Source organism: Spiroplasma litorale (assembly GCF_001267155.1).
Classification (GTDB): Bacteria; Bacillota_I; Bacilli_A; order Mycoplasmatales; family Mycoplasmataceae; genus Spiroplasma_A; species Spiroplasma_A litorale.
Genome location: NZ_CP012357.1, coordinates 1,025,320 through 1,049,705 on the forward strand (window position 1 = coordinate 1,025,320; position 24,386 = coordinate 1,049,705).

Consider the following 24,386-nt stretch of genomic DNA (forward strand, 5'->3'; position numbering starts at 1 on the left):
ATTTCCCCCTATTAATTAAATTTCTTATTAAAAGTATTACTAAAATCGAAATAATCATATAATTTTTCAATTTTAGTGACGTCTAATTTTAGTGACGGAATTAATCTTTGCAAAATTACATAGGTTAAAACTTTGTTCTTACTTCTAATAAGATATTTTTTTCTACTTGTAGACAATATTGTCCCATAATATTCTATTTTTACATCCTTGATATTTTCATAAATAATTGTAGATTTTACTTCTTGATTGGTGTTTGTCAAATATATTTTAAAATTTGAAAAATATAAGTCAAAGTCCCCGATATAAGAAAGTTTTAAATCTTTTGTTTCTTTGTTTTTGCTTATTTTATGCAAAATAATATTTGATTGTAATAAAGAAATTTTTTCTCTTTTGTCAAGTTCGAATTTTACAGGATATTCTTTTATTGGTCTTCATGAAGTAAATACCAATTCTTCAATATCTCCTATAAATTTTTCTTCATTTGCATTTAAATCAAGACTTAGTTTTCTAACATTTTTTTTAAGTGAGGCTATAAATTTCTCTGAAATTGAGAAATTTTTATTGATTCACCTTCATAAAACTCAGTGTTTAAAGTGAAGAAATTCTTTTTTTTCTTTTATTTTATTTTCAACCATTTTTATGTAAAATTTAGGCTTACGTGATAAATTATACTCGTCAAAATATTTTAACCAGTGAGATCTTTTTAAATAAAAGTTAATTTCTACAGTAGGTCTAAAAAACATGGCTCTCCTTTAAACTACTTTTATTATAAATTATTTAAGACCAACTACAATATTATTTATTAAATCCATGTCCTTAGAATTAGGTTCTTTATTTAGACCTGGCATGCTCATAACTTGATTTGTATAAACTACTATAAATTTTGCTCCTGTATTTACTTCTAAATCCTTGATTTCCAAATTATAATTTTCTAATTTAGCATCATTTCCATCAATTGAGGCAAAAGATTTTACCATACAAACAGGATAGTTTTTATATGCTGTTTTTTTGATATCTTCTAATTTTTCAGTTGCTTTATCTGAAAATGTAAAGTTTGTTAAATAGTAAAAGTTATTTACCACTTTTTTAATCTTTTCTTCTATTGAATCATTATCATTTATAAGTCTTTTAAAACTAAATTTTTTATTTGCTATTTCATCAACTTTTATTGCTAGTTTTTTTGCACCCTCTGCTCCATTAGTATAGGCTTCATTCATTTCGTAATTATAATTATTTTCTTCTAGTCAATGTTTTAATTTTTTTAATTGTTCATTATCATCACCAGAAATAAAGTTAATTGCAACAACTAAATTTAAATTATATAAACTTACATGTTTTAAATGTTGTTCTAAATGTTTAAAGTTATTTTCAAAATCATTATGTAAATTTAAAGCTCTTATAGTAACAACTAGTACAACACAATCTGGAATTAAATCATTATGATAGTTAATTACGTTCATAAATTTTTCAAATCCTAAATCGCTACCAAAACCAGATTCGACAACGCAATAATCCCCTAGTGATAATCCTAATTTTGTAGATATTATTGAATTTGTTCCAGTTGCAATATTTGCAAATGGTCCACAATGAATTAATGAAGGAGTATTGTATTTAGTTTTAACAATATTTGGTTTTATTGCATCTTTTAAGATAATCATTAAAGCACCAACAATTTTTAAATCTTTTACAAATATCTCTTTACCATCTTTAGAGTATGCAACCAATGCATTTTCTAATCTTCATCTTAAATCATTTTCATCAATAGATAAACTTAAAATAGTCATAATATTACTTGCTGCTGTAATAGTAAAATGTTCTTTTCTACTTATAGTTTTTGAAATTTTAATTTCAATATCTCTAAGTGCTCTATCATTTAAATCAATACATCTTTTTCAAACAACTTTGTTGTGATCAATATTTAAATTACTTTTTCAATATATTTCTGAATCAATTGTTGCTGATATTAAGTTGTTTGCAGCTGTAATTGCATGAATATCACCTGTAAAGTGAAGGTTAATATCATCTACTGGTAGCACTTCACTTTCACCTCCACCAGTGGCGGTTCCTTTTCTTCCAAAAACTGGTCCCATTGATGGTTCTCTTAATGCTAAAATCGCTTTCTTACCAATTAGATTTAAACCATCTGATAACCCAATTGCTGTTGTTGTTTTCCCTTCACCAGCTGGTGTTGGGTTGATTGATGTCATTAAAATTAATTTACCTTTTTTAGATAAATCATTTTTAGTTATATTTATTTTTGCGATATTTTCACCATAAATTGAATAATCGCTTTCTTGTATTTTAAAATTTTGTAAAATTTTCTTTATATTTTCCATTATAATCACCTTTGTAAACCACTAGAAAGGAATTAACTTATGAGTGCAAAAATAATAAGTGGCAAATTGCTTTCTCAAAAATTAAATTCTAGTCTCAAGAATAGTATAGACCAAATTAAGGGGATAAGGGCGCCTAAATTAACTATTTTGCAGATTGGTGATAATCCCGCTAGCAATAAGTATATAAAACATAAATTAAAATCATGTAAAAATGTTGGAATTGATTGTGATCACATAAAGCTCGATCAAAATACTACTGAGAGTGAACTTGAAAAAATTATAATAGATTTAAACAAAAATAATAAAGTTGATGGTGTTTTGGTTCAGTTACCCTTACCAAATCAAATAAATGAAAAAATAATTAAAAATTTAATAGATCCAAAAAAAGATGCTGATGGCTTTAATCCAATTACACTTGGTAATGTGTTACTAGATGATACTGAAATTTATCCTGCAACACCACTTGGGATAATTAAACTATTAGAATCTGAAAACATTAATCTTGCAGGAGCAAACGTAACTATTATTGGAAGAAGTAATATAGTTGGTAAACCACTTGCTTCAATATTAATAAATAAATCAGCAACTGTTACCATATGTAATACTAAAACAAAAAACTTAGCAAAAGTTTGTAAAAACGCTGATATATTAATTTCAGCTGCTGGTTCAGCAAATTTAGTAACAAAAAAATTTGTTAATAAAAGAATGACAGTCATCGATGTTGGTTCAAATTTTGTAAATGGTAAGTATTGTGGTGACGTTGATTATGATAAAGTAAAAAAAATAGTCAAGTACATCACCCCTGTTCCAGGAGGTGTTGGTCCAATGACTATTGCTTGTTTATTAGAAAATGTTTTTAAATTATATTTAAATAATATTAAATAATTTTGAAAAGTTCTTCATATTGAAGTCTTTTTTTTATTTTTGAAAAATGTTCGTTTTGTTCTCCATCTTTTTTACCAACAACACATGCTAGTGCTACAGTTTCGGTGTTTAAATCAATTAAATTATATTTTTGTAATATTTCATTAGTTGCACTTGTTTTATATCCTTCTATTGGACATGTATCAATTCCAAGTTCTTCTGCGACAGCTAGCATGCTTCCCATTGTTATATAACATTGTCTGATTGCTCATTCTTCATATGAGATTTCTCTGTCTCTCATTATATAACTAATTCCTTTATTCATACCTTCTATTCTTTTAGTGTTTTCTGGGTCAACTAATTTACTTATTTGATTATCAATATATTTGTTTTTTAAAAACTCTTCTTTATATACTAACCAAATAATTATTCCGCTACATTCAATAACTGAATTTTGCTTTCATCAATACTCAAAAAAATCTTTTTTAATTTCTTCTTTAGATATATATAATGCTTTAAAAGGTTGTAAATTAAATGAAGTGGGCGCCATTCTAATTGATTCTAAAATTTTTTTTATATCATTGTCATTTAATTTAAAATACTTATTGAAATTTTTTATTGATCTTCTATTTGATAAATAATCTAAAACTTTACTCATGTTCTTTATTTAAGTTTAAAATTAAACTTTCCTTTCTCATCATCAAATATTTTTCCATCACCATTAATTGATACTCTATTTTTATATATTTGAATTTCAACTTCACTATATGGTTTTTCAAAATAATCTGAATTTTTATAGACTTCGCTAATTTTAATAACTCTTTGATTTTTGCTTCCGATTAATCTTCTTTTAAAATCAAGTTTACTAAAAATGAAAGGTCCATCTATAATTATATCAATATATTCAATAATATGTTTATATTCAGTATTTAGATCTTCAAATAAGTAACCAGTAAAGCATATAACTGTTAAATTATTTTTTTTGCATCAAACAACTAATTCATATAGACCATCGGGTTGAAGAAATGGTTCACCACCAAGAATTGTAATACCTTCAATATCATACTTTTTTTTAGCGTGCAAAATTCTATCTGTAAGTATTTCTACAGAAGTATAAAGTTTTTTTTCTAATGAAAGTAATTCTTGATTTGAACAATTTTTACATCTTATGTTGCAACCTTGAAGTCATAATACAAATCTTTTACCAGGTCCTTCTATTTCACTGCATAATAAAAATTTTGCCACATTTAAATTAGCCAACTAATTCAAACTCCAATTTATTATTATTAATTTTTGTATTTATTTTTGAACCTGGTTTTATTTTTGTTAAGTTTTCAAAAATATATTCTGATAATTTATCAACAAGATTAGTTTCTATTGAGTTTAATACATCTCTACCACCACGTCTATCATCTGCATTTTTTAACAATAGTTGCAAAACTTCTTTATTTGTTAAATCAATATGGAATTCTGAACCGTATTTTTCATATATCGCAATCTGTAATGGTCTAATTTTTTGTCTAACTATTTTAGCTTTTAATTCTAAATCTCTAATGAAATTAAATGGGATTATATTATTACCAAATCTTCCCAACAACTCAGGTCTATTTAATTCTGTTGTAAAATGTTGTTGTACTTTTTTTATAAACTGATTATGTACCTCTTGAGGTGGTAAATCTGGTTGGACTTCTGCAGCGCCAATGTTTGAAGTAAATATTATGAATGTTTCGCTAAAACTTACAGTTTGTCCTGTGTTATCTGTAAGTCTTCCATCTTCTAAAATTTGTAAAAATTTATCAAATATTTTTGGATTAGCTTTTTCAATTTCATCAAACAATAAAACTGAAAATGGTTTTTCTTTAATGGCATTTGTTAGTTGCCCTCCACCTTCAAAACCGACATAACCGGGAGGAGCACCAATCAATTTTTGATCTGCGTTTTCTTGTCCGTATTCAGACATGTCAAACCTAATTAAATTTGCTTCATCATTAAACAAAAATGTAGTTATTGCTTTTGCTAGCTCTGTTTTTCCTGTACCAGTTGGTCCCACAAAAAATAAAGTACCTTTTGGTTTTGTTCTTTTAGAAGAATAAGTTATACCACTTAATCCTGTAAAGGCTTTATAAATTACTTTTGCGACTTTATCAACCGCTTCATCTTGACCAATAACTTTTGATTTTAATTCATTTTTAACGTTAGTCATTTTTTCATAACTTAATTCTTCTCAAGGTGAACTTTTTTCACCGTAGCTATATATATTAAATAACTTATTAAACTCCATTGAAGTTTCAAAGTTGCATGTAAATTTAACAAAATGAGATAACTCTTTAATAGTTCATCCTTCTGTTGCATCAATTATATTTTCAAATTCATTTGCTATATCTGTAACTCTAATCATACTTTTTAAAGTTGTTAAAAATTTTTTTCTTTCATCTCTACTTGGCTTAGGTAAAGTTAGTATTAATATTTCTGGATTATCAAGGTATAAGCTTGGAGGTAGCTGATTTATTTTTTTAGTTAGAAAAATAATACAGCTATTAAGCTCATCAACTTTTGCTAGCTTAAATTCACTTTCTTTTAGTGATTTACTAAATTCTGTTAAAGCTTTTCTATCATCTATTTCTAATGATTGATCACTAAATACATAATCAGAATAGTCAGCAACAAAACCTATTTTTCTTTCATCTTCTCTATTAAGATTCTTATATAAAATACTAAAAAAATCAGTTGGTTTTTTTAATTTTAATTCATTATTTTCGCTATTAGAATTATCATTTAATAAATCGTCAAACTCACTAGCTGCATCATTACTTTTTTCTTCATTTATAAGCAAGTTTTGGATTTTACTTCCTTTAATTCCTATGTTTTGATCATAAATATATTTATCTTTATATTTTTTTTCATCAAAAGTTTTGAATATAACTTCTTGAATGCTTATATATTTATTTTGATATTCAAATATATCATCAATATTACCTTCTAATATTATTGCTTTTTTTATCCCAATAAGATTTTTTAACTGAACTAATTGTTTTTGAACACTCATAACTTACCTACTTTTCTTTTTTTAAAACATTTGTTTTTAATTTGTTTTTTCTTTCCTCAATAAACTTTGGTTCTCTATATACTTTTTTAAATTCTTTACTATGCAATAAATCAAAACTTCTTAGTTTTTCTAAGAATAAATTTGCATCTTCATCATGATCATGGTTTTCAAAACCTTCTCAATTATAAATAATGCTTCCATCAAATTTAATTGCAAAATCTGCTGACTTACCGTCTTCTTTTACTGCATGTATGATTACAATATTTTTCTCTTTAATCTTTCTTATATTATTTTCATTTACAGTATATCCGATTTCAGTTATTGCTTTAATAATTTTATTTATATTATCTCTTCTAATTGTTTCAGCTTCTGCTTTTTTTAAAAAGTTTTTTAACGTGTCTTTTATTTTATCATATGATGAATTGTCGTTTAAGTTATTATTAATTTCTTCTTTTATCAAATTAATTGTTTCTGAGTCATTTTTATATAATTCAATTGCATTTGATATGATTTCTTTTTTTAAAAAGGTATTTAAGTCATCTTGTTTTGTAAGTTCTTGTTTAATTAATAAAACTATCTCATTCTTATTTTTATTAATTAAAAGTTCTTTTTTATTTTCAAAAATATTTTTAATTCTTACTTTGGATAAATCGTCATTATATGAATTAATCAATTCTTTTTCAAGAGATTCTAGATTTTCTGAACCACTTATGTTCAGTGATTGTAATATCATTTCTTGCTCTTTTTTAACAATATCACTTTTTAAAGCAAACGCTTCAAACTTTAACTCTGCAAGTGTTTCTCTTTTTCTTTCAGCATACTTTTGTATTTCATTATAAGTTTCTATTGCAACATGAGTATCCTTATCCATTTTTCTATCTATTGTATTTTTTCTAAAACTTTCTTTTTCTTCAATTAATTTTTCAATTAATTTTTTAATTTTTTCTTCATAAAAATTTGAGTTATCAATATTTTTGCAATTTTCTAAAAGTTTTTTTATGTATAAAATTAAAGCATCAATTTCATTTGCTATAAAACTAAAATGTTTTTCACAGTTTAGTAATATTTCTTCAGCGGTCATACTCATATTAGTTGTCTCCTAACTCATTTCTAATAGTTGATAAAAACTCTTGATTATAATCTGGTTTTGTCCCAAATATTATTTTAAGTGCTTTTTCAATTTTAGGTTGATTTATTTCAATATACTTTTGAACTTTTAAATCCTCTTTATAATTCATTTTTAATAAAAATAATTTTAACTCTACTGGAGAGTTATCCTCTTTTATTTTTAATAATACGTTTATTTCTTTTTCAACTCGACTTATATAATTTGCAGCTATATAAAATACTTTATATTTAATTTGGTTTTTATCTAGTTGACTAAAGTATTCTATTTGATAATCAAACATTAATTTATAAAACTCTTTTAGGATATCTGAAAATAAACTTAAATATACAATATAATCTTTATTTAAAGGTAGATATTTATTCATCACTTCCATTAAATCAATTATAAAATCATAATATATATCTTCAACGTAAGCATAATTTTGTTTGTATAAGTTTTTTATCATTGTAGCATAGTTATTTAATAATCTTGCATGTTTTACATAACACTCTGAATCTTTAAACCTATCTTCAATAAAATTGTTTTCTCTAAGATTATCTCTAAAATACTCAATCATAATGTTGACACAATTTAAAACATTTAATTCTCAGGCATCGATATTTTTTTGTAATAGAAACTCATTAATTTTATAAACTTTATCTATGTCTAAATTAATTTCTAATTTATTTAGTATTTTTAGTATTGTTGTTTTACTATTTATATTTAAATTTTGTAATACATTTAATTTATCATTATTATTAATATTATTTAAACCAATAGCAACTGCATCAGGAGTTAATTCTCTAAAAGTTTTTTCTAGATTTTGAAGATTGTTATCTTTAATATATTTTTTAAATAAGTTAAAACTTTCATAGTTTTTTATTGATTCAGTAATAAATGTAGTTAATATTTCTTTTATTGCATTAACTTTACCAAATCTTTCTAAAACTTTGTAGTATAGTTTAGCGCTATCAAAATCTTTGTATATTAAATCTTTATAAAAGTTTTCTTGGAATTCTTTAAAAAATTTATTAAAAGAAATATTTATATCTAAATTTTTTGTTTTTGCTAAGTAAGTAACTGGAAAGTTAATATTTAGTTGGTCTACTTGCATATTTGAAATTAAAAATGATTTAATCTTATTATCACTGCTTATGTAAGTAAAAGTTGTTGACTTTAAAAAATTATCTTCACTATCACTTAAGTATATTATTATTTTATTATTTTTTAATTTTAATTCATTACTATTTCTTTTTGAATTATAAATAATTATAAATTCCATATTTTTGAATAGTTCATTATTTTTGAATAAATCTTCGTGTGATACAATATGTTGATCATTAATTAATAATAAGTTTCAGTTTGAACTAACATTAATATTTGATATTAAGTCAATTTCTTTGTGAAAATTTTCATGATTTATTTTTTCATCTTTTATTAAAAAAACATTATCTAGACTATTTTTATATTGTTGTAAAACTTTTTTAACAATATTATTTTTTAGTTCAGGTCTTCTGTCAATAAATTCTTTGAGATTTTTATCTTCAACATAAACCTCAAATTTACCATCAACATTTAATTCAATACTTGATTCAAATGCAATAGTTTCTTTTTTTATTGATTTTTCTATTAATTTAAAATTATTTAAATCCTGTTGTTCTTGACTTAATACATCTAAAACTTTTGGGTTGTTACCAATTATATCCTCATTATTTAATATAAATTTTTTGACAACATCAATTATAAAGTCTTTATTAAATAGTTCTTTTTTCAATTGTGTATCCATTATTTTATATCCCAACTTAACTTTTGGTAGTTTTTTAAGCCAATATAAATCTTTAACAATCTCACAATCGTTTGAAATTGGATCATAATAATATTTAATATCATAGTATTTATTGTTATTAGATATAACAAAAGATTCTGTATTAAAACTTTTTTTGATATCATCTTTAATATTAAACTTATTTAAAGGTAGATTTGTATTTGTTTCACCAACAGATAATGTAAATTCTTTAAATGATAGAATTTGAAAATTTATTAAATCTCTTAGAGCTTTTTCAAATAAAATTTGATTTTTAATATTAAAATCTTCTTCAAGTATTTTCTTAAGACTTTTTTTATCATCATGATATTCTAAGAATATTGATAATATCAAAAATTCTATAAATGTTGGTTTTCTACTTTCTGAAAACTTTATTTTTATAGGTAAGAAATATTTTTCATAAATAATTTCAACTCTATCAAATAACATATTAATCTCCTAAAATATCTTTTGCTTTAAAAAAGCAACCTCTATAATCTAATGTACTTATAATATCTGTATAAACTTCGTAACTATTTGTAATATCTGGGTTAGCAATTGTTGGAATTTGAACCATAACATCTTTAACCATTCTTTGTGCACCAATTATTATTAGCAACTCTCTCGCTCTTGAAAATGCAACATTAATTCTTTCGTATTTTTTTAAGAATTCTCTACCTTTAGTTACTGATATTTTTTCTGCATTTCTAACCAAGTTTACAATAACATAGTCTGCTTCTTTACCTTGAAAATCATCAACTGTATTTATAATTACATCCACATTTTTAAATTTATTTTTTTTAATAATTCTATTTAATTTATTTACTTGCAATGCATAAAAACTTATTATTGCCAATTTAGGTTTTATTAATAAATTCTTTTTTCCCACTTCTGAATCAATTTGTAATAATATTTTATAAGTTAACGCAATTTCTAAATCATTAAATAAACTTGTAGAGTATTCTTCGCTTTGCTCATAAAATATATTTCCATTAGGTTCATTTGATGAGTCAATTCAATAAACAGAACTTCTTGAATCTATTAAAATATTATTATTTTTATCATTAACTACTAGATCATGTCTTTTTAGTTCACTAACATTTTCTTCAACTTGTAAAGTATTTTCATAAAAGTTATTTACAACATCCATTATTTGTCTATGACTTCTATATTGAGTTTTTAACATTGTAGTTATAGAAGAGTTGTTTGCACTTATCAGTTTTTTAAATATTGAATCATTAAGCAAAGTATTCATATCATAAAAACTATAACTCTTTTCAAAATAATTATTAACTTCATCAACGTCACTTGATTGTAGTTTTAATATTGGTGGCAATTGTCTATAATCTCCAACTAAAATTAATGATTTTCCATATACTAAGGGCATTAATATTTCTAATAGCGTTGCTTTAGACGCTTCATCAATTATTACCACATCTACATCTAAAGTTTTAACATTAATTTCTTCTAATCCAATTTTTTTTGCTGTTTTTTCTTTTTTATATCTAAAAATATTTGCAGAAGTTAATGTCATTGCGTATATATTTATTAAGCTATTAATAATTGTTTGAGTATATTTTTTTCCTTCAACAAACATTTGTGATGTGAATTTATTTGTTGGTAAATCTTTTTCAAAGTTATCATCAATTAGGTAGTTGGTTTTTAAATAATTAGTTATACTGTTATATAAATTTTTATTACCATCATTTCTATTTTTGCTTTCCAATAAACTTTTTTCAACTTCTTTTAGTTTAATCTCAATATTAGTATCAAGGTCCACGTCTGTTATTCCTAAATTTAAATTAAACTTGTTATTAGCATATTTAATTGCATCCCTTAATTCTTTAGTATTTGTATTTAATGATTCATTAATTTTATTTATATTAAATAATATTTTATTTTTTTCAATTTCTAAAGAACTATTGCTTTCAACTTCTGCTTCATTTAAATTTAATGATTCAATTTCTGTTTGTATATTTGTTTTTTCCATTTGCAACGAATCATTAATTTCTTTAAATAAATTTAAAAGATCAACATACTTTGGTACTCTATTTGCAATTTGCATTAACCCGTTTAATCTGCTTTCTTCTTTTAAAGCTTCATCAAGTTCAAAACTTTTTTTAAAACTTGCAATTCTTTTTTTAGCATCTTTTATACTTTCAAAAAGATCATCTTTTGAAAAAACTTCCGCATTAATTTTTGATAACAAGTCATAATAGTTTATATTATTATCAAAATTATAATTAATATCTAAATGTTTAATTATATAATTGTTAATTTCTAATTTAAAATTTAAATCAAAAAAGTTTTTTAGGTTATCAGACAATAGCACTACACTATCAAAAGTTTGTAGATTAATTGAATCAATAATGTTTTCGACTGCAATTAAATCTTCTTTTAATTGATTTTTTTTCTTTTTAAAATCCAAATCTCTATATTTTATTTTTTGTAACTTTTCATTTATAATTTTCAATTTTTCTTTATAATTTCTTATTTCATTATTATCTTTATGAAAACTTTTTTCTAATAATATTAATTTTTCTAATCTTGTTTTAACTTTATCAAATTCACTAATTAAATTTTTACTGTTACTAATGTCATCAAAAACTTTTTTAGCTATTGATCGATAATAATTATAGACAACTCTTTCTGGTGAAAAATTATTTGCAGAATTTGATTTCAAGTTTAATTGATTCACTAATCTTACCCTATTTACGTTTGGGTCTACAGGTAACCTGTCAACAACATTTTTTATTGCTTCATGGTTTTGACTTGATAATAATATTTTTTTATTATCTTTTGCAAGTTGATAAACTATTTCACATATAACCTGAGTTTTTCCTGTACCTGGTGGTCCTTGCAAAATGAATACATCTTTACTATTTAATGCTTTATTAACAGCTTCTTTTTGTTCTGTATTTAAAGGAAAATAAAAATCTTTATCTTCAATTATTTCTTCACTAGAGGTCTCTGAAAGATTTATTAACTTTGTATTAAATAAGTAATTTATTAAATATGGGTTTTTTGTATTTCCTTCTGAGATTCTTTTTATAACTTGTCTTGATCTTTCTATCAACACATCATCACCAACACCTAAATAAGAAATATATCCAGAGTTTAAATAATCGATATTATTTTTGACGTTAAAATATTCAAGATCTATGTCTTCGTTTATTTCAAAACTCATGTTATATATATTTCATTCTTCTAATTCAAAGTTATATTTTTCAACATAACGGTTAAAATTATTTTGACCACCCAAAATAATTTCTTTATTTTTAATTCAGTAATTTTTAAGATTTAAGTTCAAATCCTCTATTCCAAGCATTAAATTAAGAGGAATAATTCTATTTTGGTCATACTGATCTAAAATGTCAAAATCAAATATACTCTCAAAATTTTCATATAAATTATGGATATTTAAAATATTAGAGTTATATGATAGAGGCAATACAAAAAGATCTTGTGTTTTTTTTAATTTATTAATTTTGTTTATATTATTAGATAGAACTTCAAACGAAACTACTTTTACCATTTCATAATTAATGTCTAAATTATTTAATAATTCTTTTGAATCAGTATTTAAAAAAATAAAACTTTTAGTTTTAAGATCTTTAACTATATAATTATTTAAGTCTTTTATAAAGTAATTTTTATCTACTTTTATTAATTCTCTACTGCTTGCACCTAAGTATGGTAATGAGTTTTTTCTTTGGATTTTTAATAAATCTTCACAGAAGTTTAAGTAATTTAGTCATTTTTCTTTTTCTTCTTCAAAAGAAGATAACAACTTTCCAATTTCACTAATTGTTGATGAGTTTAAGATATTTCTTCTTAAAATTTCTTCTACAGGTACTTGATTTTTATGTCTTAGAACAAAAACTGTAGTTTCTTCAATTGTAGTTTCAAACTCTTGTGGAACAGGTTTTAATCTTGTCAGAAATATTGATGCAACAGTCAAACTTGCATCACCAGGATCTATGTTTACAAAAAAACCAAGATATGTACCTTTTTTTAGCAATGATTGATTATAACTATCTAATTCCATTCTAATAATTCCATCATATGTTTTTTTTGAATTATCAGTTTTTGATAATGATCTAGTTTTATCATCTATTAAGCAAATGAAGCTTTGTTTTATAAGACTTTGTTTTAGAAAAGTTAAAAAATCATTGTATGTATTAATACCACTTATTTCTAGTTGGTCTATAATGTTATCTAATCCTAATAAATTATCTTTAAATTTGACATTTTGCATGAATGAGAAATCTAGTATTAACTCTTTATTTTGGTTATTGCTTATTGTATTAGCCAAGTTCCCACCCCATTTATGTTCATTATATTAATTATAACAAATTAAAGTATTAATAATAATTGTGATAAATTAAGTTTAAATATGTTGAAATATTTAAAAAACACATGGATGAACATGTGTTTTTTAAATTACATATTATTTAACAACAAAATTAACAATTTTATCAGGAACAACGATTTCTTTTATTATTTCTTTATCTATTAATGCTTTTGAAATTAATTCCTTAGCTTTATCTTTTAAAATATCAGAATTTGTGCCTTTTTCTACTTCTAAAGTATTTTTTAATTTTCCATTAATTTGAATTGCTATTGTTACTAAATTTACTACTAGTTTTGTTTCATCAAATGAAGGTCAGCTTTGATTATATACACTTGATTTATTTCCTATTTTTTCTCACAATTCTTCGGCAAGATGAGGGCAAAATGAAGAAAACATAACTAAAAATCCTTCTATATATTTTTTATATACAACGTTTTTTTCTTTATATACTGCATTTACAAATACCATTAATTGAGAAATTGCTGTGTTAAATTTACAATCTTCAAGCATTTGAGATACCTTTTTAACAACATCATTATAAACAAAATCAAGATTGGTATTATTATGATCACTCGATTCAAAATTATCAATCATTCTGTAAACTCTATCAATTCATTTACGTGCTCCGTCTAAACCTTTGAAACTTCATGGTAAAGAAGCTTCTAATGGACCCATAAACAATTCATATAATCTTAGAGTATCAGCACCATGTGACTCAATTATTTCATCGGGATTTATTACATTTCCTTTAGACTTACTCATTTTTTCGCCATTATCTGCAAGAATCATTCCTTGGTTTATTAATCTTTGAAATGGCTCGGGTACTGGCACAACACCAATATCAAATAAAACTTGATGTCAAAATCTTGCATATAATAAATGTAAAACAGCATGTTCTTGACCACCGATATACAAATCAACTGGAAGTCATTTTTTAAATAAATCCATTGCTTCTTTACTATTTATATCGATTAAGTTATTTGGTGAAGTTGTTAATATATAAGCTAGGTAATATCAACAAGATCCTGCTCATTGTGGCATTGTATTAGTTTCTCTTCTAACTTTTTTTCCTTTATATTCTGTGTTGACTCAATTATCAATATTTGCAAGTGGTGATTCACCTGAATTGGATGGTTTAATATAATCAGTTTTAGGCAGTTCTAAAGGTAAATCTTTTTCATCTATTAAAGCAATTTCACCATCCTCTGTAAATAAGACTGGGAATGGTTCACCATAGAATCTTTGTCTTGAAAACAGTCAATCCCTTAATTTATAGTTTACTTTTAATTGACCTTTTTTAATGTTTATTATTTTTTGAGAAATGATTTCAAAAGCTTCTTTTTTTGTAGTTACATTATTTAATAATTCTGAGTTAATGTATTTACTTTCTCCAACAAAAGCTTTTGAATTATCTTTTGTTTCTAATACAAATTTTATATCTAGATTATATTTTGTCGCAAACTTTCAATCTCTTACATCATGAGCAGGAACCGCCATTACAGCCCCTGTACCATAATCATTTAAAACATAATCAGATATTCATATAGGTACTTCTTCATTAGTTATTGGATTTTTAACATATTCTCCAATAAACACACCTGTTTTTTCTTTTGAGTCATCTTGTCTATCTACGTCAGTTTTTTGAGAAGTTTGTTGAATATATTCTTCAACTAATTCTTTTTGTTCTTTTGTGACTAAATCAAGAACAAGTTTATTTTCAGGAGCTAATACTATATAGGTTACTCCATAGATTGTGTCTGGTCTTGTTGTAAAAACAGGTATATCAATTTTTTTATTTTCACAAGTAAAATCGATTAAAAGTCCTTCAGATTTACCAATTCAATTTTTTTGAAGTTCTTTTACTGAATGAGGTCAATCTAAATCTTTTAAACCTTCTAATAATCTATCTGCATATTTTGTTATTTTTAAAACCCATTGTTTCATTGGTTTTTTTATAACGTCAAATCCTCCAATATCAGAAACCATTTTACCATTTTGGTTTATAACTTCTTCATTGGCAAGTACAGTACCTAGTCCCTCACATCAATTCACATTTGCTTCTCTAACTTCAGCTAAACCTTTTTTATATAATTGTTGAAAAATTCATTGAGTAATTTTGTAATAATTTGGGTTGCTTGTATTTACTTCCTTATTATAGTCATAACTAAATCCAAGCTTTTTTAACTGCTCTCTAAAAATATTTATATTTTTTTCTGTAAACTCTCTTGGGTCATTTCCAGTTTTTAATGCATATTGTTCTGCTGGTAAACCAAAAGCATCTCATCCAATTGGGTGAAGAACATCATAACCTTGTAATTTTCTCATTCTTGCAAAAACATCTGTTGCAGTATATCCTTTTGGATGACCTACATGTAATCCAGATCCACTAGGATATGGAAACATATCAAGAATATATGCTTTTTTGTCATTATTGTCAGTTGTTCTAAAAGTATCATTTTCTTCTCAATACTTTTGTCATTTTTTTTCAATTAATTTATGTGAATATTCCATTTATACCTCTTATCCTTTAAAATAATACATTTTAATTATACATTGTAAGACAATTTCTACGTTAAATATAATAATAAAAAAAATATGTCTAAGCATATTTTTTATAACCATTCTTTAAATAGTTTGATGTATCCCAATTTTACACATTGAGCTAGCATTATATAAGATAATACAAAACCAATACCAATTGGTAAGAATTCTAATGGTGGTGTTGCCATTTTAACAGTGCTATTAATTGGTGTGTATGGTACTAATACTGCCATTATACAAACAAATACTGTTGATACATTAACTTGTCAAGAAGCTCTTGATTGAATAAATGGTATTTTTTCAGTTCTATACATCTGCATAACTGCAGTTTGTGTCATTAGTCCAACTAAGAATCAACTTGCGTTAAACATTTCTTTTGCATTTTCTGGCAATGCATCACTATTTACATGAATACCTGGTGGTACTCCAACTTTTGAAGTAAATCCATATAACAATACTAAGAAAGTTGATATGTCAAATATTGAGCTGACCGGACCATTTATAACTGCAAACCAGACCATGTTTTTTGTTGTAAATGGTTTTGGTTTTGCTAAGAATTTTTCATCAACTTTATCAAAGATAAATGCAAACATAACAATATCATATAGTAAGTTTTGTAGTAATAAATGCAGTGGTTGCATTGGTTCAACAGTTGTTAAAAATAATGCAACAAGCACACTAAGAACGTTACCAAAGTTTGATGCAATTGTAACTTTAATATATTTTAATATATTAGCTAAACTATAACGTCCTTCAGTTACAGCAGAATCAATTGCCATTAATGATTCACCCATTAATATCATATCTGCTGCTTCTTGTGCAATATTTGAAGCATCTGCAAATGATATAGCAATATCTGATTCTCTTAAAACCGGAGCATCATTAATTCCATCACCCATAAATCCAACGACATGACCTTGTTTTCTTAAAGTTTCAATAATTATTGTTTTATGAATTGGACTTAATTTAACAAATACATTACCTTCTCTTACAGCTTTATTTAGTTTATCTTCGTCCATTTCTTCAATTTGCTTACCTGTATAAAGTTTTGTAATTTTAAAATCTACGGTTTTACAAATTGATCTTGTTATTATTTCACTATCTCCAGTTAAAACTTTTGTTGTAATCCCTTTAATTTCTAATTTTTTAATTATTTCTTTAGAAGTTTTTTTAGGTTCATCATGGAATGTTGCATAACCATAAAATACTAAATCATCTTCAATATCTTCATCTTCTAGAACGTTATGAGCAATTCCAATAACTCTATAACCTTCCATATTTAATTCATGACTTTTTGCAATAATAGTATCTTTATGATCTTTTGATAATTTTTCAATTTTACCATTGATTGAAATTCTGTTGCAAACTTTTAATATTTCTTCAACAGCTCCCTTTGTAAAGATTTCTTTTTGATCATCTTTTGTTAAGATAACTGATAAAATTTTTCTTTTAAAGTCGAACGGAACTTCTCATTCTTTTTGATAACCATCAAGGACTGGTTTTTTTATTTTTTTACTTAGAAGAACAGCTTGGTCAATAGGGTTCTGAAATCCTGATTGAAAATAACTATTCATATATAATATTTTATCGATTGTTTCTTCAGACTTTTGATTTGTAAATGTTAATGTTCTATCTAAAGTAATTTCTCCACTTGTAATTGTTCCAGTTTTATCTGTACATAAAATATCAATTGCTCCGATATTTTGTACTGCATTTAAATTTTTAACAACAACGTTATTTTTTTTAATTTTTGAATAACCTCTTGAAAGGTTTGAGGTAACGATAATTGGTAACATTTCTGGTGTTAATCCAACTGCTACGGCAATTGCAAACAATGTTGCATTAAATCATTTATTGTCAGCTTCTCCAGGTCTTAATCCATAAACCGCAAAAACAATTGGTGTTACTGCAAGCATGAATCCTATTAGGAAGAATATAACTCTTTTAATACCTTTTTCGAATGAACTTTTTGGTCTTTTTTCTTTTACTTTTTGGTCAATTAATGAAAAATATGTATTTTCTCCAGTTGCAATAACAACACCAAGTCCACTTCCAGAAACTACCTCTGTACCTGTGTAACATATATTTTCATATTCTAGATAATCACTTTTATCTAATGTATGTTTGTCTTTTTTTTGAACCGGGAATGATTCACCTGTTAAAGATGATTGATTAAGATATAAGTTATTTGATCAAACTATTCTTACATCTGCTGGTACTAAGTCACCATTTGAAAAGTACACTAGATCACCATAAACTATCTCATCATTTTCAATTTGTTCTGCTTCTTTAATAAGCTTTATTGAATTAGCATTATCTATTGTCTTAAAATTAAAATCTATTCCACGGATTATTTTAGATTGTTGACGACTTTCATTAAGCATTTTTTTAATTACTAAATGAGATCTTATTTCTTGAACAAAATAAATTGTTCCACTAAGAATAATCATAAACAATACCAATAAAGCTCCAATTAAGTCAAATTGATCTCCATCTTCACTTGCATAAGAGTAAAAACTAAATGAGTCAATTATTATTAAAATAATATTAAATGGGCTTAAAAAAGATTTTATAAAAGTCAAAAATATATTTAGTCTTTTTTCTTTTAGTTTGTTAGAACCATATTTTGTTCTATGGTCCAATACTTGTTCTTCACTTAGTCCAAATTGTTCAGTGTTTATTTGTTTTAAAAGTTCATTATGATTTAAATTAACATAGTTTGATAGAGCAGAATGTTTTTTAGGTTTAATATTCTTTTTTTTCATAATCTCTCCTATCTAACTAATTATTACAAGTTTTTAAGATTGAGTATTTAAATAGGTTAAATAATCAACAAATATACTTTGGGAGTGTAAGTCTGAGTTGTCGAGCGGTACGTTCATTGATTATCACCTCTTTCACTAAGTAAAATTATATATTAGAATACAAGCTTTTTTTTACTTTTTTTAAAAAAGCTTGTATTCTAATAAAAAAATTATGAATGATCATAATAATTTATAAATAAAAATGTAAAGAAATGATTTTATTGCTTTTTTATCTTTCAATTATATGCCAGCAACAAGATTTAATAAGTTATTTAGATTATCTAAATCAATTGTTAGTTTTTTTTGCACTTCTTTTATAAAACCTTTAAAACTTTTTATTTTTTTATAGTTTAATATTCCAATTTGATTCAAGGGAACTTTTTTATAAACTTTATTTCTTGATAAAGCTATTTTTTCACTATAAATCAATTCATAACTATAAGTATCTTCAAAATTTTTAATATTATTAAATATTTCTTGTTTAAAATTTTGGTTAGAGTTTTGTTTTTGGCTAAAAGAATCGCTTTCAATTCCGTTTTCATAGAATTTAATATCATTACTATAAATATTTTTAATAAATTTTAAATCTTTAAATGATTCATAATAATTTGGATTTTTTAAGAAAATAGATTCTTTGCAAGTATACTTGTTTTTTATAAATATACTTATAAGAAGAAGCATTGCAAAAACGATTCCGTAATCATTTCCACCAGCAAAATTTTCTTTAACTAAGTTATGTTTATTATAAAACTTATTAGGTTTTTCTATTTTATAAACTCCTGTTTGGTTTTTGTAAATAAATTCTATTGCTATTTTTATATCTTTTTTAGTTTTGTTATTTTCAAAATTTAAATTTATAAATTTAAATGTATCTTTCTTACAAAATTTATTAAAAACATCTCTATATAAGTTTTGATAATCCTTATTATTAAACTGTGCTTTTATTATCTTTAACTTATTTGATTTATTAGAATAATCTAATAATAAACCAATAAGAATAAATATAATCGAACAAGCAATTGAGGTAAAAAGTATTAAAATTGAGTTATTGAAGTAAATTACCTTATCATAAAAAAGACTTATAACAAATCACAAGAGCAATAAAGGCAAGGAAATACAACCTACTATATTAAATATAAAGCAATTATATTAATATAGTAGTAACTTCTTATTTTTTTATAAACATTTTTATAATTAATTCTTTCATTATTTATTGTATTTAATATATAATTTTCCATTTATTTTCCCTTTAAAATATTTTTATAAAAAACTTTTTTAATTAATATTTATTTTTCCTCTCCTTTAACGTTATTTTTAAAGTATAAAAAATTTGATATTAAAGCTTTTTTTAACTCGTCAATAGTAGATTCATTTTTGTCTATTTTTATTATAATTGTTTCTAATCAATTAACTTTTTTACCATGTCTGCTTATAAATGATAGATACTTTTTAAATAAATACATATATTTTAAAAATGATTCATTTTCTTTAAGTTCTATGAGTTTTCTTTTAAATAATTTTTGAGTTAATTTGATGTAAACAATGTTATTGTTACCCCTAAATACACTTCCATCAAATATTAATTCGATATTTAAATATTTACTAAAATCATAACTTTTTTCTAAACTATTAAAGTATTCAACACATTCTGTTTCGTTTTCAATTGGAAAACTCTTATATTTTTTGTTTGAATTTATAATTGAAGACAATGAAAATATAATAAATATCAATGTTAATAAAGACACAATAATAGAAAAAACAATTTTATCAGAATTAGTTTTCATTATTACAAGTGCAACAACTAAAATAATTATATTAAATACAATAACAAATAATAGAAAGTATAATATAACCAATATTTTATATCTTAGTACATATTTATTAGATTTATATAAATTTAATCCTAATAAAAGATTTTCAAAGAAATCATCAATATTATAGTTATTTATTTTTGTTTTTATTAAGATTGCATTAATTTCGTATAAGGAAAATATATTTAATATTATTATTGAAATTAAAAAATATAACAAAAAATTATAGTCCATTTAAATAAAACCTATAGACTTTCTTTTTTTTATTATAATAGAAATTTTATTACATTTAAACAATTTTTTTAATAATTATATTAAAAAAACAAACGAGTTTCTTTTTGCTTTTATTTTCAAAGATTATTTAAGTCTATATATCAAAGGAAAGCTTTTATTTTTAAATCTATTTTTACCATTAAATATTAAATCTAAATAAATATTATATTCAATATTCTCAACAGGTCCTAATTGGTTTTGATCTTGAATAAATATTTTGCCAGTAAATATATTTTCTGCATTTACATTTTGAGTTATATCTGAAAGTTTAAAAAAATACTCTTTTTTGTCTTGATTATATGAATACATGTCAAAACTAATATTTTTATAATCATATAAATTTATTCCAGAAACAATCATCACTGATATATAGTCATCTTTACCTACAATTACATTTTTATCTAAAAACACATCATATGAAATAACTTTATAGTTATTACTATCACAAGAAACAACAACCTGTGCAGGTAAATAAAAAGTAGTAGCGCTTAAAATTGTATACATAAATTTTTTCATATAATTTTTTTCCTTTATTTTAATCATTATATTCAATATCAAAACTACCTAAAAATGATGAGTCTTTTATTTTAAAATTAACTCTAAAAACATCCTTGTCATTTGGGGGAGATAATTGCTTATTTATTGTTAGTTTTGCAATTTTAACTCATTCAGTTGAATAACTAATTAAGTCTGATAAAATAAATTGTTCATTAACTTCAACATTATCATTATTTAATAGTCTTGATTGAATTTCTACTTGTTTTTTTCCTCAATCACTTTTTACAAATATAAAAAATACACAAATTTCGTCATTTATATTGTTAAAAGAATATTTATTAATGAAAGCAGTACTCTTGTCTAATTCATAACCTTTTAGATGCGAAGCACATGACACTAAAGATGTAAATGGAAAATAAAATATAGGTAATAAAACTAATCATCTTAGAATTTTTTTCATAAAACTTTCCTTTCTTGTTTTTTTTATTCTATAATTTCAAAAAAATTGCTATTTATTTCAAAACATCTAATATGAAATATTCTTCTTATTCCTGAGTCTGCTCCAAATGCAAATCCAACATATTTAAATACATCCTCATTGTCAAGAATAATTTTTTTGTCGCAAATAAAGCAAAAAGCTCCAGATGTTAGTTCTTTTATAACTGATCTTTTATTCTCCTTAGAATAGTTAACAAATAATTCAATTTTATTTAATAGTTCATTTTTTGTTTTATTATTATTTTCATTTATTACAGTAGCTGTTATATCTTCTGATTCTGTTGTTTGTTGTGCATCATCATTTACTATATTGATATTCTCAGTGTCAATAGAATTATCTTTTTCAAGATTTTCTATTACATTTGTAGATTTAATATTTATAATAATTTCATCTTTAATATTATTTTCTTCAAGCATATTTTTATCTTGTGCATTTCCATTAGGTTTGTACATCGAATACAACTCATTTATATAATCTTTTGTTGAATAATAATCATTAACACTATGTGAATTATTATTTATTAATTCTGTATACAATTCGTTGTAACACATTTCATCAAAATCATTAATAGACATATCGATTTTAAATCTATCGCTTGGATACTCATTTATATAATTCTCATTATTATTGTAACTAACATAGAGCCAAGATAATGGTAAAAAACTTTCATTAAAAACTCTTCTTTTAATTGCTATTTTTTGATAATCTAATTCATCCATATATATTCTTGGTTTCATAAAAAATTGAGTTACACTTAGGAAAAAACTAATTTGTATTGATTTATCAAATTTTCATCCTATGTTATTTATATAAAATGCCATTAATAAATCAACCACTAAAACTAGTATAATTAACAAAATAATAAATTCTCAATTATAAACGAAAGGTGCAAAAAGTAGTACCAAAATATTTAGACCAGGTACAAGAGCAACTATTATTGCATCTTTGCATATACTATTTCATCAATTATTATTAAAATTATTGTTTATATCTGTGCTTCCAATACGAGAAATATATAGGGAGTCATATATTAGAATATAACTAGCAATAAATAAAACTATCGAAGAGACTGCGGCTATTATAACAGACAACCATGAAGATAGCATAAAGTAATTAAAACACGACATACCTCATCATCCAAAAATAAGTTCTCAAATTAGTAGGATGAAAAATGGAGCTAAAGAAAATGCTATTAAGCCAAAGAAAATTAAAGTGTATGATTGAATATATTTTAAATAATAAAAATAATTCTCAGTTCCATTAAATCCTAAATTAACAAGTTTTTGTTTAGAATTATTAAACACGCAATTCAATTGGTTAATAAATTCTCCAACTCCAAAAAAGATAAAAAAATCACTAAACATAAAACCAATAAATAATATAAAACCAAACCTTATATAAACGGATTCCATATAATCTTCTTTATTATATAAATTTTGATATATATAAAGTGGTACAAATATTTTAAACTGGGCAAATGAAATAAAGAATATTGAAAGAATTGAGAAAAAAGTAATGAGGTAGACTCATTCACTATTAAGGTTTTCATATTCTGGTAATCATTTCAAATAATATTTAAAAAATGTTAATTTCAATGCATCAGTTCCAAAAAGTGTTGGTATGCCAGTTATTACTAACGGAACAAGCACACTGCCTACAAAAAATCATATATTAACTCACATTAATATATACATGAAAAAGACCAACTCTATTTTTTTAGTTAAAATGATATCATAATTTGATGATAAGTACATAAAGTGAAGTGATAAATTATAAGTAGAGTAATAAACATATGCAACATAATTAATCATCACAAATATAAATATTGCAAGAATTGTAAAATGTGTTTTTAATATATTATAAAAAGGCAACCAGTTTTTTAACAAAAAATCTCATTTAACTGTAGTGTCTTCAACAAAAATTATTGCGTTAACAAATAAAGGTAGCAATTGTATTAATACATAGATTGTTGCAGATATTCTGAATACCGATCTTAATGGAAACCATAGAAAAGCCATATACTGTTGAATATCATATTCTTTAAAAAGCAAAATAATTGCCATTACCAATAAAGCGGTACTCAAAACCATAAAGTACGCTAACCAAATAGCTAAAAAGTTTATAAAAGTTGCCAAATAAGTATTGTCTGTTGTAGCATAATCATATCAGCTTGAAATTTTATCATAAAAAATTGGATTAATATGAATATTTATTTCAAATATTCTTGTAAAGTTATTTAGCAAAATTATAAAAGCATACATATTTAAAAAGAGCATAACAAAAAAGAGCATAACAAAAATGATTGCTATAAAAATTTTTCCTTGAGTTCTAATTTTGAATAAATTTGCTCGGCTATTTTGAAAATTTATAGTAGAGTTGTCGTTTTTACTTTCGTTAGAATATTCTACATCATCATTTTTTATATTTTCCATAATTTCCTCAACCCTT

General features: G+C 23.8%; 16 protein-coding genes. 1 reads left to right on the forward strand and 15 read right to left on the reverse strand.

The features are described 5' to 3' along the window. Window positions 1–11: 11 nt before the first annotated feature. Window positions 12–743, reverse strand: a complete 732-nt coding sequence (locus SLITO_RS04860) for a hypothetical protein (RefSeq protein ID WP_075058639.1) — start codon at window positions 741–743, stop codon at window positions 12–14. Window positions 744–773: 30 nt separating this feature from the next. Then, window positions 774–2,336 carry a formate--tetrahydrofolate ligase gene (locus SLITO_RS04865; protein WP_075058640.1) on the reverse strand — a complete coding sequence of 521 codons (1,563 nt, stop codon included), beginning with the start codon at window positions 2,334–2,336 and terminating at the stop codon, window positions 774–776. Between the two features lie 39 nt (window positions 2,337–2,375). On the opposite strand from SLITO_RS04865, the gene SLITO_RS04870 reads away from it, so the two are divergent. Then, on the forward strand, window positions 2,376–3,221 hold the full coding sequence (locus SLITO_RS04870) for a bifunctional 5,10-methylenetetrahydrofolate dehydrogenase/5,10-methenyltetrahydrofolate cyclohydrolase (protein ID WP_075058641.1): 846 nt from the start codon (window positions 2,376–2,378) through the stop codon (window positions 3,219–3,221). Here the strand turns inward: SLITO_RS04870 and SLITO_RS04875 are convergent. From SLITO_RS04875 to SLITO_RS04935, 13 genes are all read right to left on the reverse strand, one after another. Continuing rightward, entirely contained in the window at window positions 3,214–3,858 is a 645-nt protein-coding gene (locus tag SLITO_RS04875) for a nitroreductase family protein (RefSeq protein WP_075058642.1), read from the reverse strand. The two genes, SLITO_RS04870 and SLITO_RS04875, sit on opposite strands and share 8 nt — an antisense overlap. A 5-nt stretch (window positions 3,859–3,863) precedes the next feature. Beyond that, entirely contained in the window at window positions 3,864–4,460 is a 597-nt protein-coding gene (locus SLITO_RS04880) for a 4Fe-4S single cluster domain-containing protein (RefSeq protein ID WP_083433385.1), read from the reverse strand. After that, on the reverse strand, window positions 4,453–6,246 hold the full coding sequence (locus SLITO_RS04885) for an AAA family ATPase (protein WP_075058643.1): 1,794 nt from the start codon (window positions 6,244–6,246) through the stop codon (window positions 4,453–4,455). Before SLITO_RS04885 ends, SLITO_RS04880 begins: the two co-directional genes overlap by 8 nt. A gap of 7 nt (window positions 6,247–6,253) precedes the next feature. Beyond that, the gene (locus SLITO_RS04890; RefSeq protein ID WP_144416419.1) at window positions 6,254–7,327 is read right to left on the reverse strand and encodes a hypothetical protein; all 1,074 of its coding nucleotides are present in this window, start codon (window positions 7,325–7,327) and stop codon (window positions 6,254–6,256) included. Between the two features lie 7 nt (window positions 7,328–7,334). After that, window positions 7,335–9,608: a hypothetical protein gene (locus tag SLITO_RS04895; RefSeq protein ID WP_075058645.1), complete on the reverse strand. Its 2,274-nt coding sequence runs from the start codon at window positions 9,606–9,608 to the stop codon at window positions 7,335–7,337. Window position 9,609: 1 nt separating this feature from the next. Then, a complete protein-coding gene (locus SLITO_RS04900; RefSeq protein WP_075058646.1) occupies window positions 9,610–13,473 on the reverse strand; it encodes an AAA domain-containing protein in 3,864 nt (1,287 codons plus the stop codon). 135 nt (window positions 13,474–13,608) lie between these two features. Continuing rightward, on the reverse strand, window positions 13,609–16,023 hold the full coding sequence (gene leuS / locus SLITO_RS04905; RefSeq protein ID WP_075058647.1) for a leucine--tRNA ligase: 2,415 nt from the start codon (window positions 16,021–16,023) through the stop codon (window positions 13,609–13,611). 101 nt (window positions 16,024–16,124) lie between these two features. Beyond that, entirely contained in the window at window positions 16,125–18,818 is a 2,694-nt protein-coding gene (gene mgtA / locus SLITO_RS04910) for a magnesium-translocating P-type ATPase (RefSeq protein WP_075058648.1), read from the reverse strand. Window positions 18,819–19,097: 279 nt separating this feature from the next. Then, window positions 19,098–19,967 carry a hypothetical protein gene (locus SLITO_RS04915; RefSeq protein ID WP_075058649.1) on the reverse strand — a complete coding sequence of 290 codons (870 nt, stop codon included), beginning with the start codon at window positions 19,965–19,967 and terminating at the stop codon, window positions 19,098–19,100. A gap of 176 nt (window positions 19,968–20,143) precedes the next feature. Beyond that, window positions 20,144–20,902 (reverse strand): hypothetical protein, encoded by a 759-nt coding sequence (locus tag SLITO_RS04920; RefSeq protein ID WP_075058650.1) that lies wholly within the window; start codon window positions 20,900–20,902, stop codon window positions 20,144–20,146. A gap of 123 nt (window positions 20,903–21,025) precedes the next feature. Further along, complete coding sequence (locus SLITO_RS04925; protein WP_144416420.1) at window positions 21,026–21,457, reverse strand: hypothetical protein; 432 nt, start codon at window positions 21,455–21,457, stop codon at window positions 21,026–21,028. A 19-nt stretch (window positions 21,458–21,476) separates the two neighbouring features. Beyond that, window positions 21,477–21,899, reverse strand: a complete 423-nt coding sequence (locus SLITO_RS04930; protein ID WP_075058652.1) for a hypothetical protein — start codon at window positions 21,897–21,899, stop codon at window positions 21,477–21,479. A 23-nt stretch (window positions 21,900–21,922) separates the two neighbouring features. Then, window positions 21,923–24,370 carry a hypothetical protein gene (locus tag SLITO_RS04935; RefSeq protein ID WP_075058653.1) on the reverse strand — a complete coding sequence of 816 codons (2,448 nt, stop codon included), beginning with the start codon at window positions 24,368–24,370 and terminating at the stop codon, window positions 21,923–21,925. Between the last annotated feature and the right edge of the window lie 16 nt (window positions 24,371–24,386).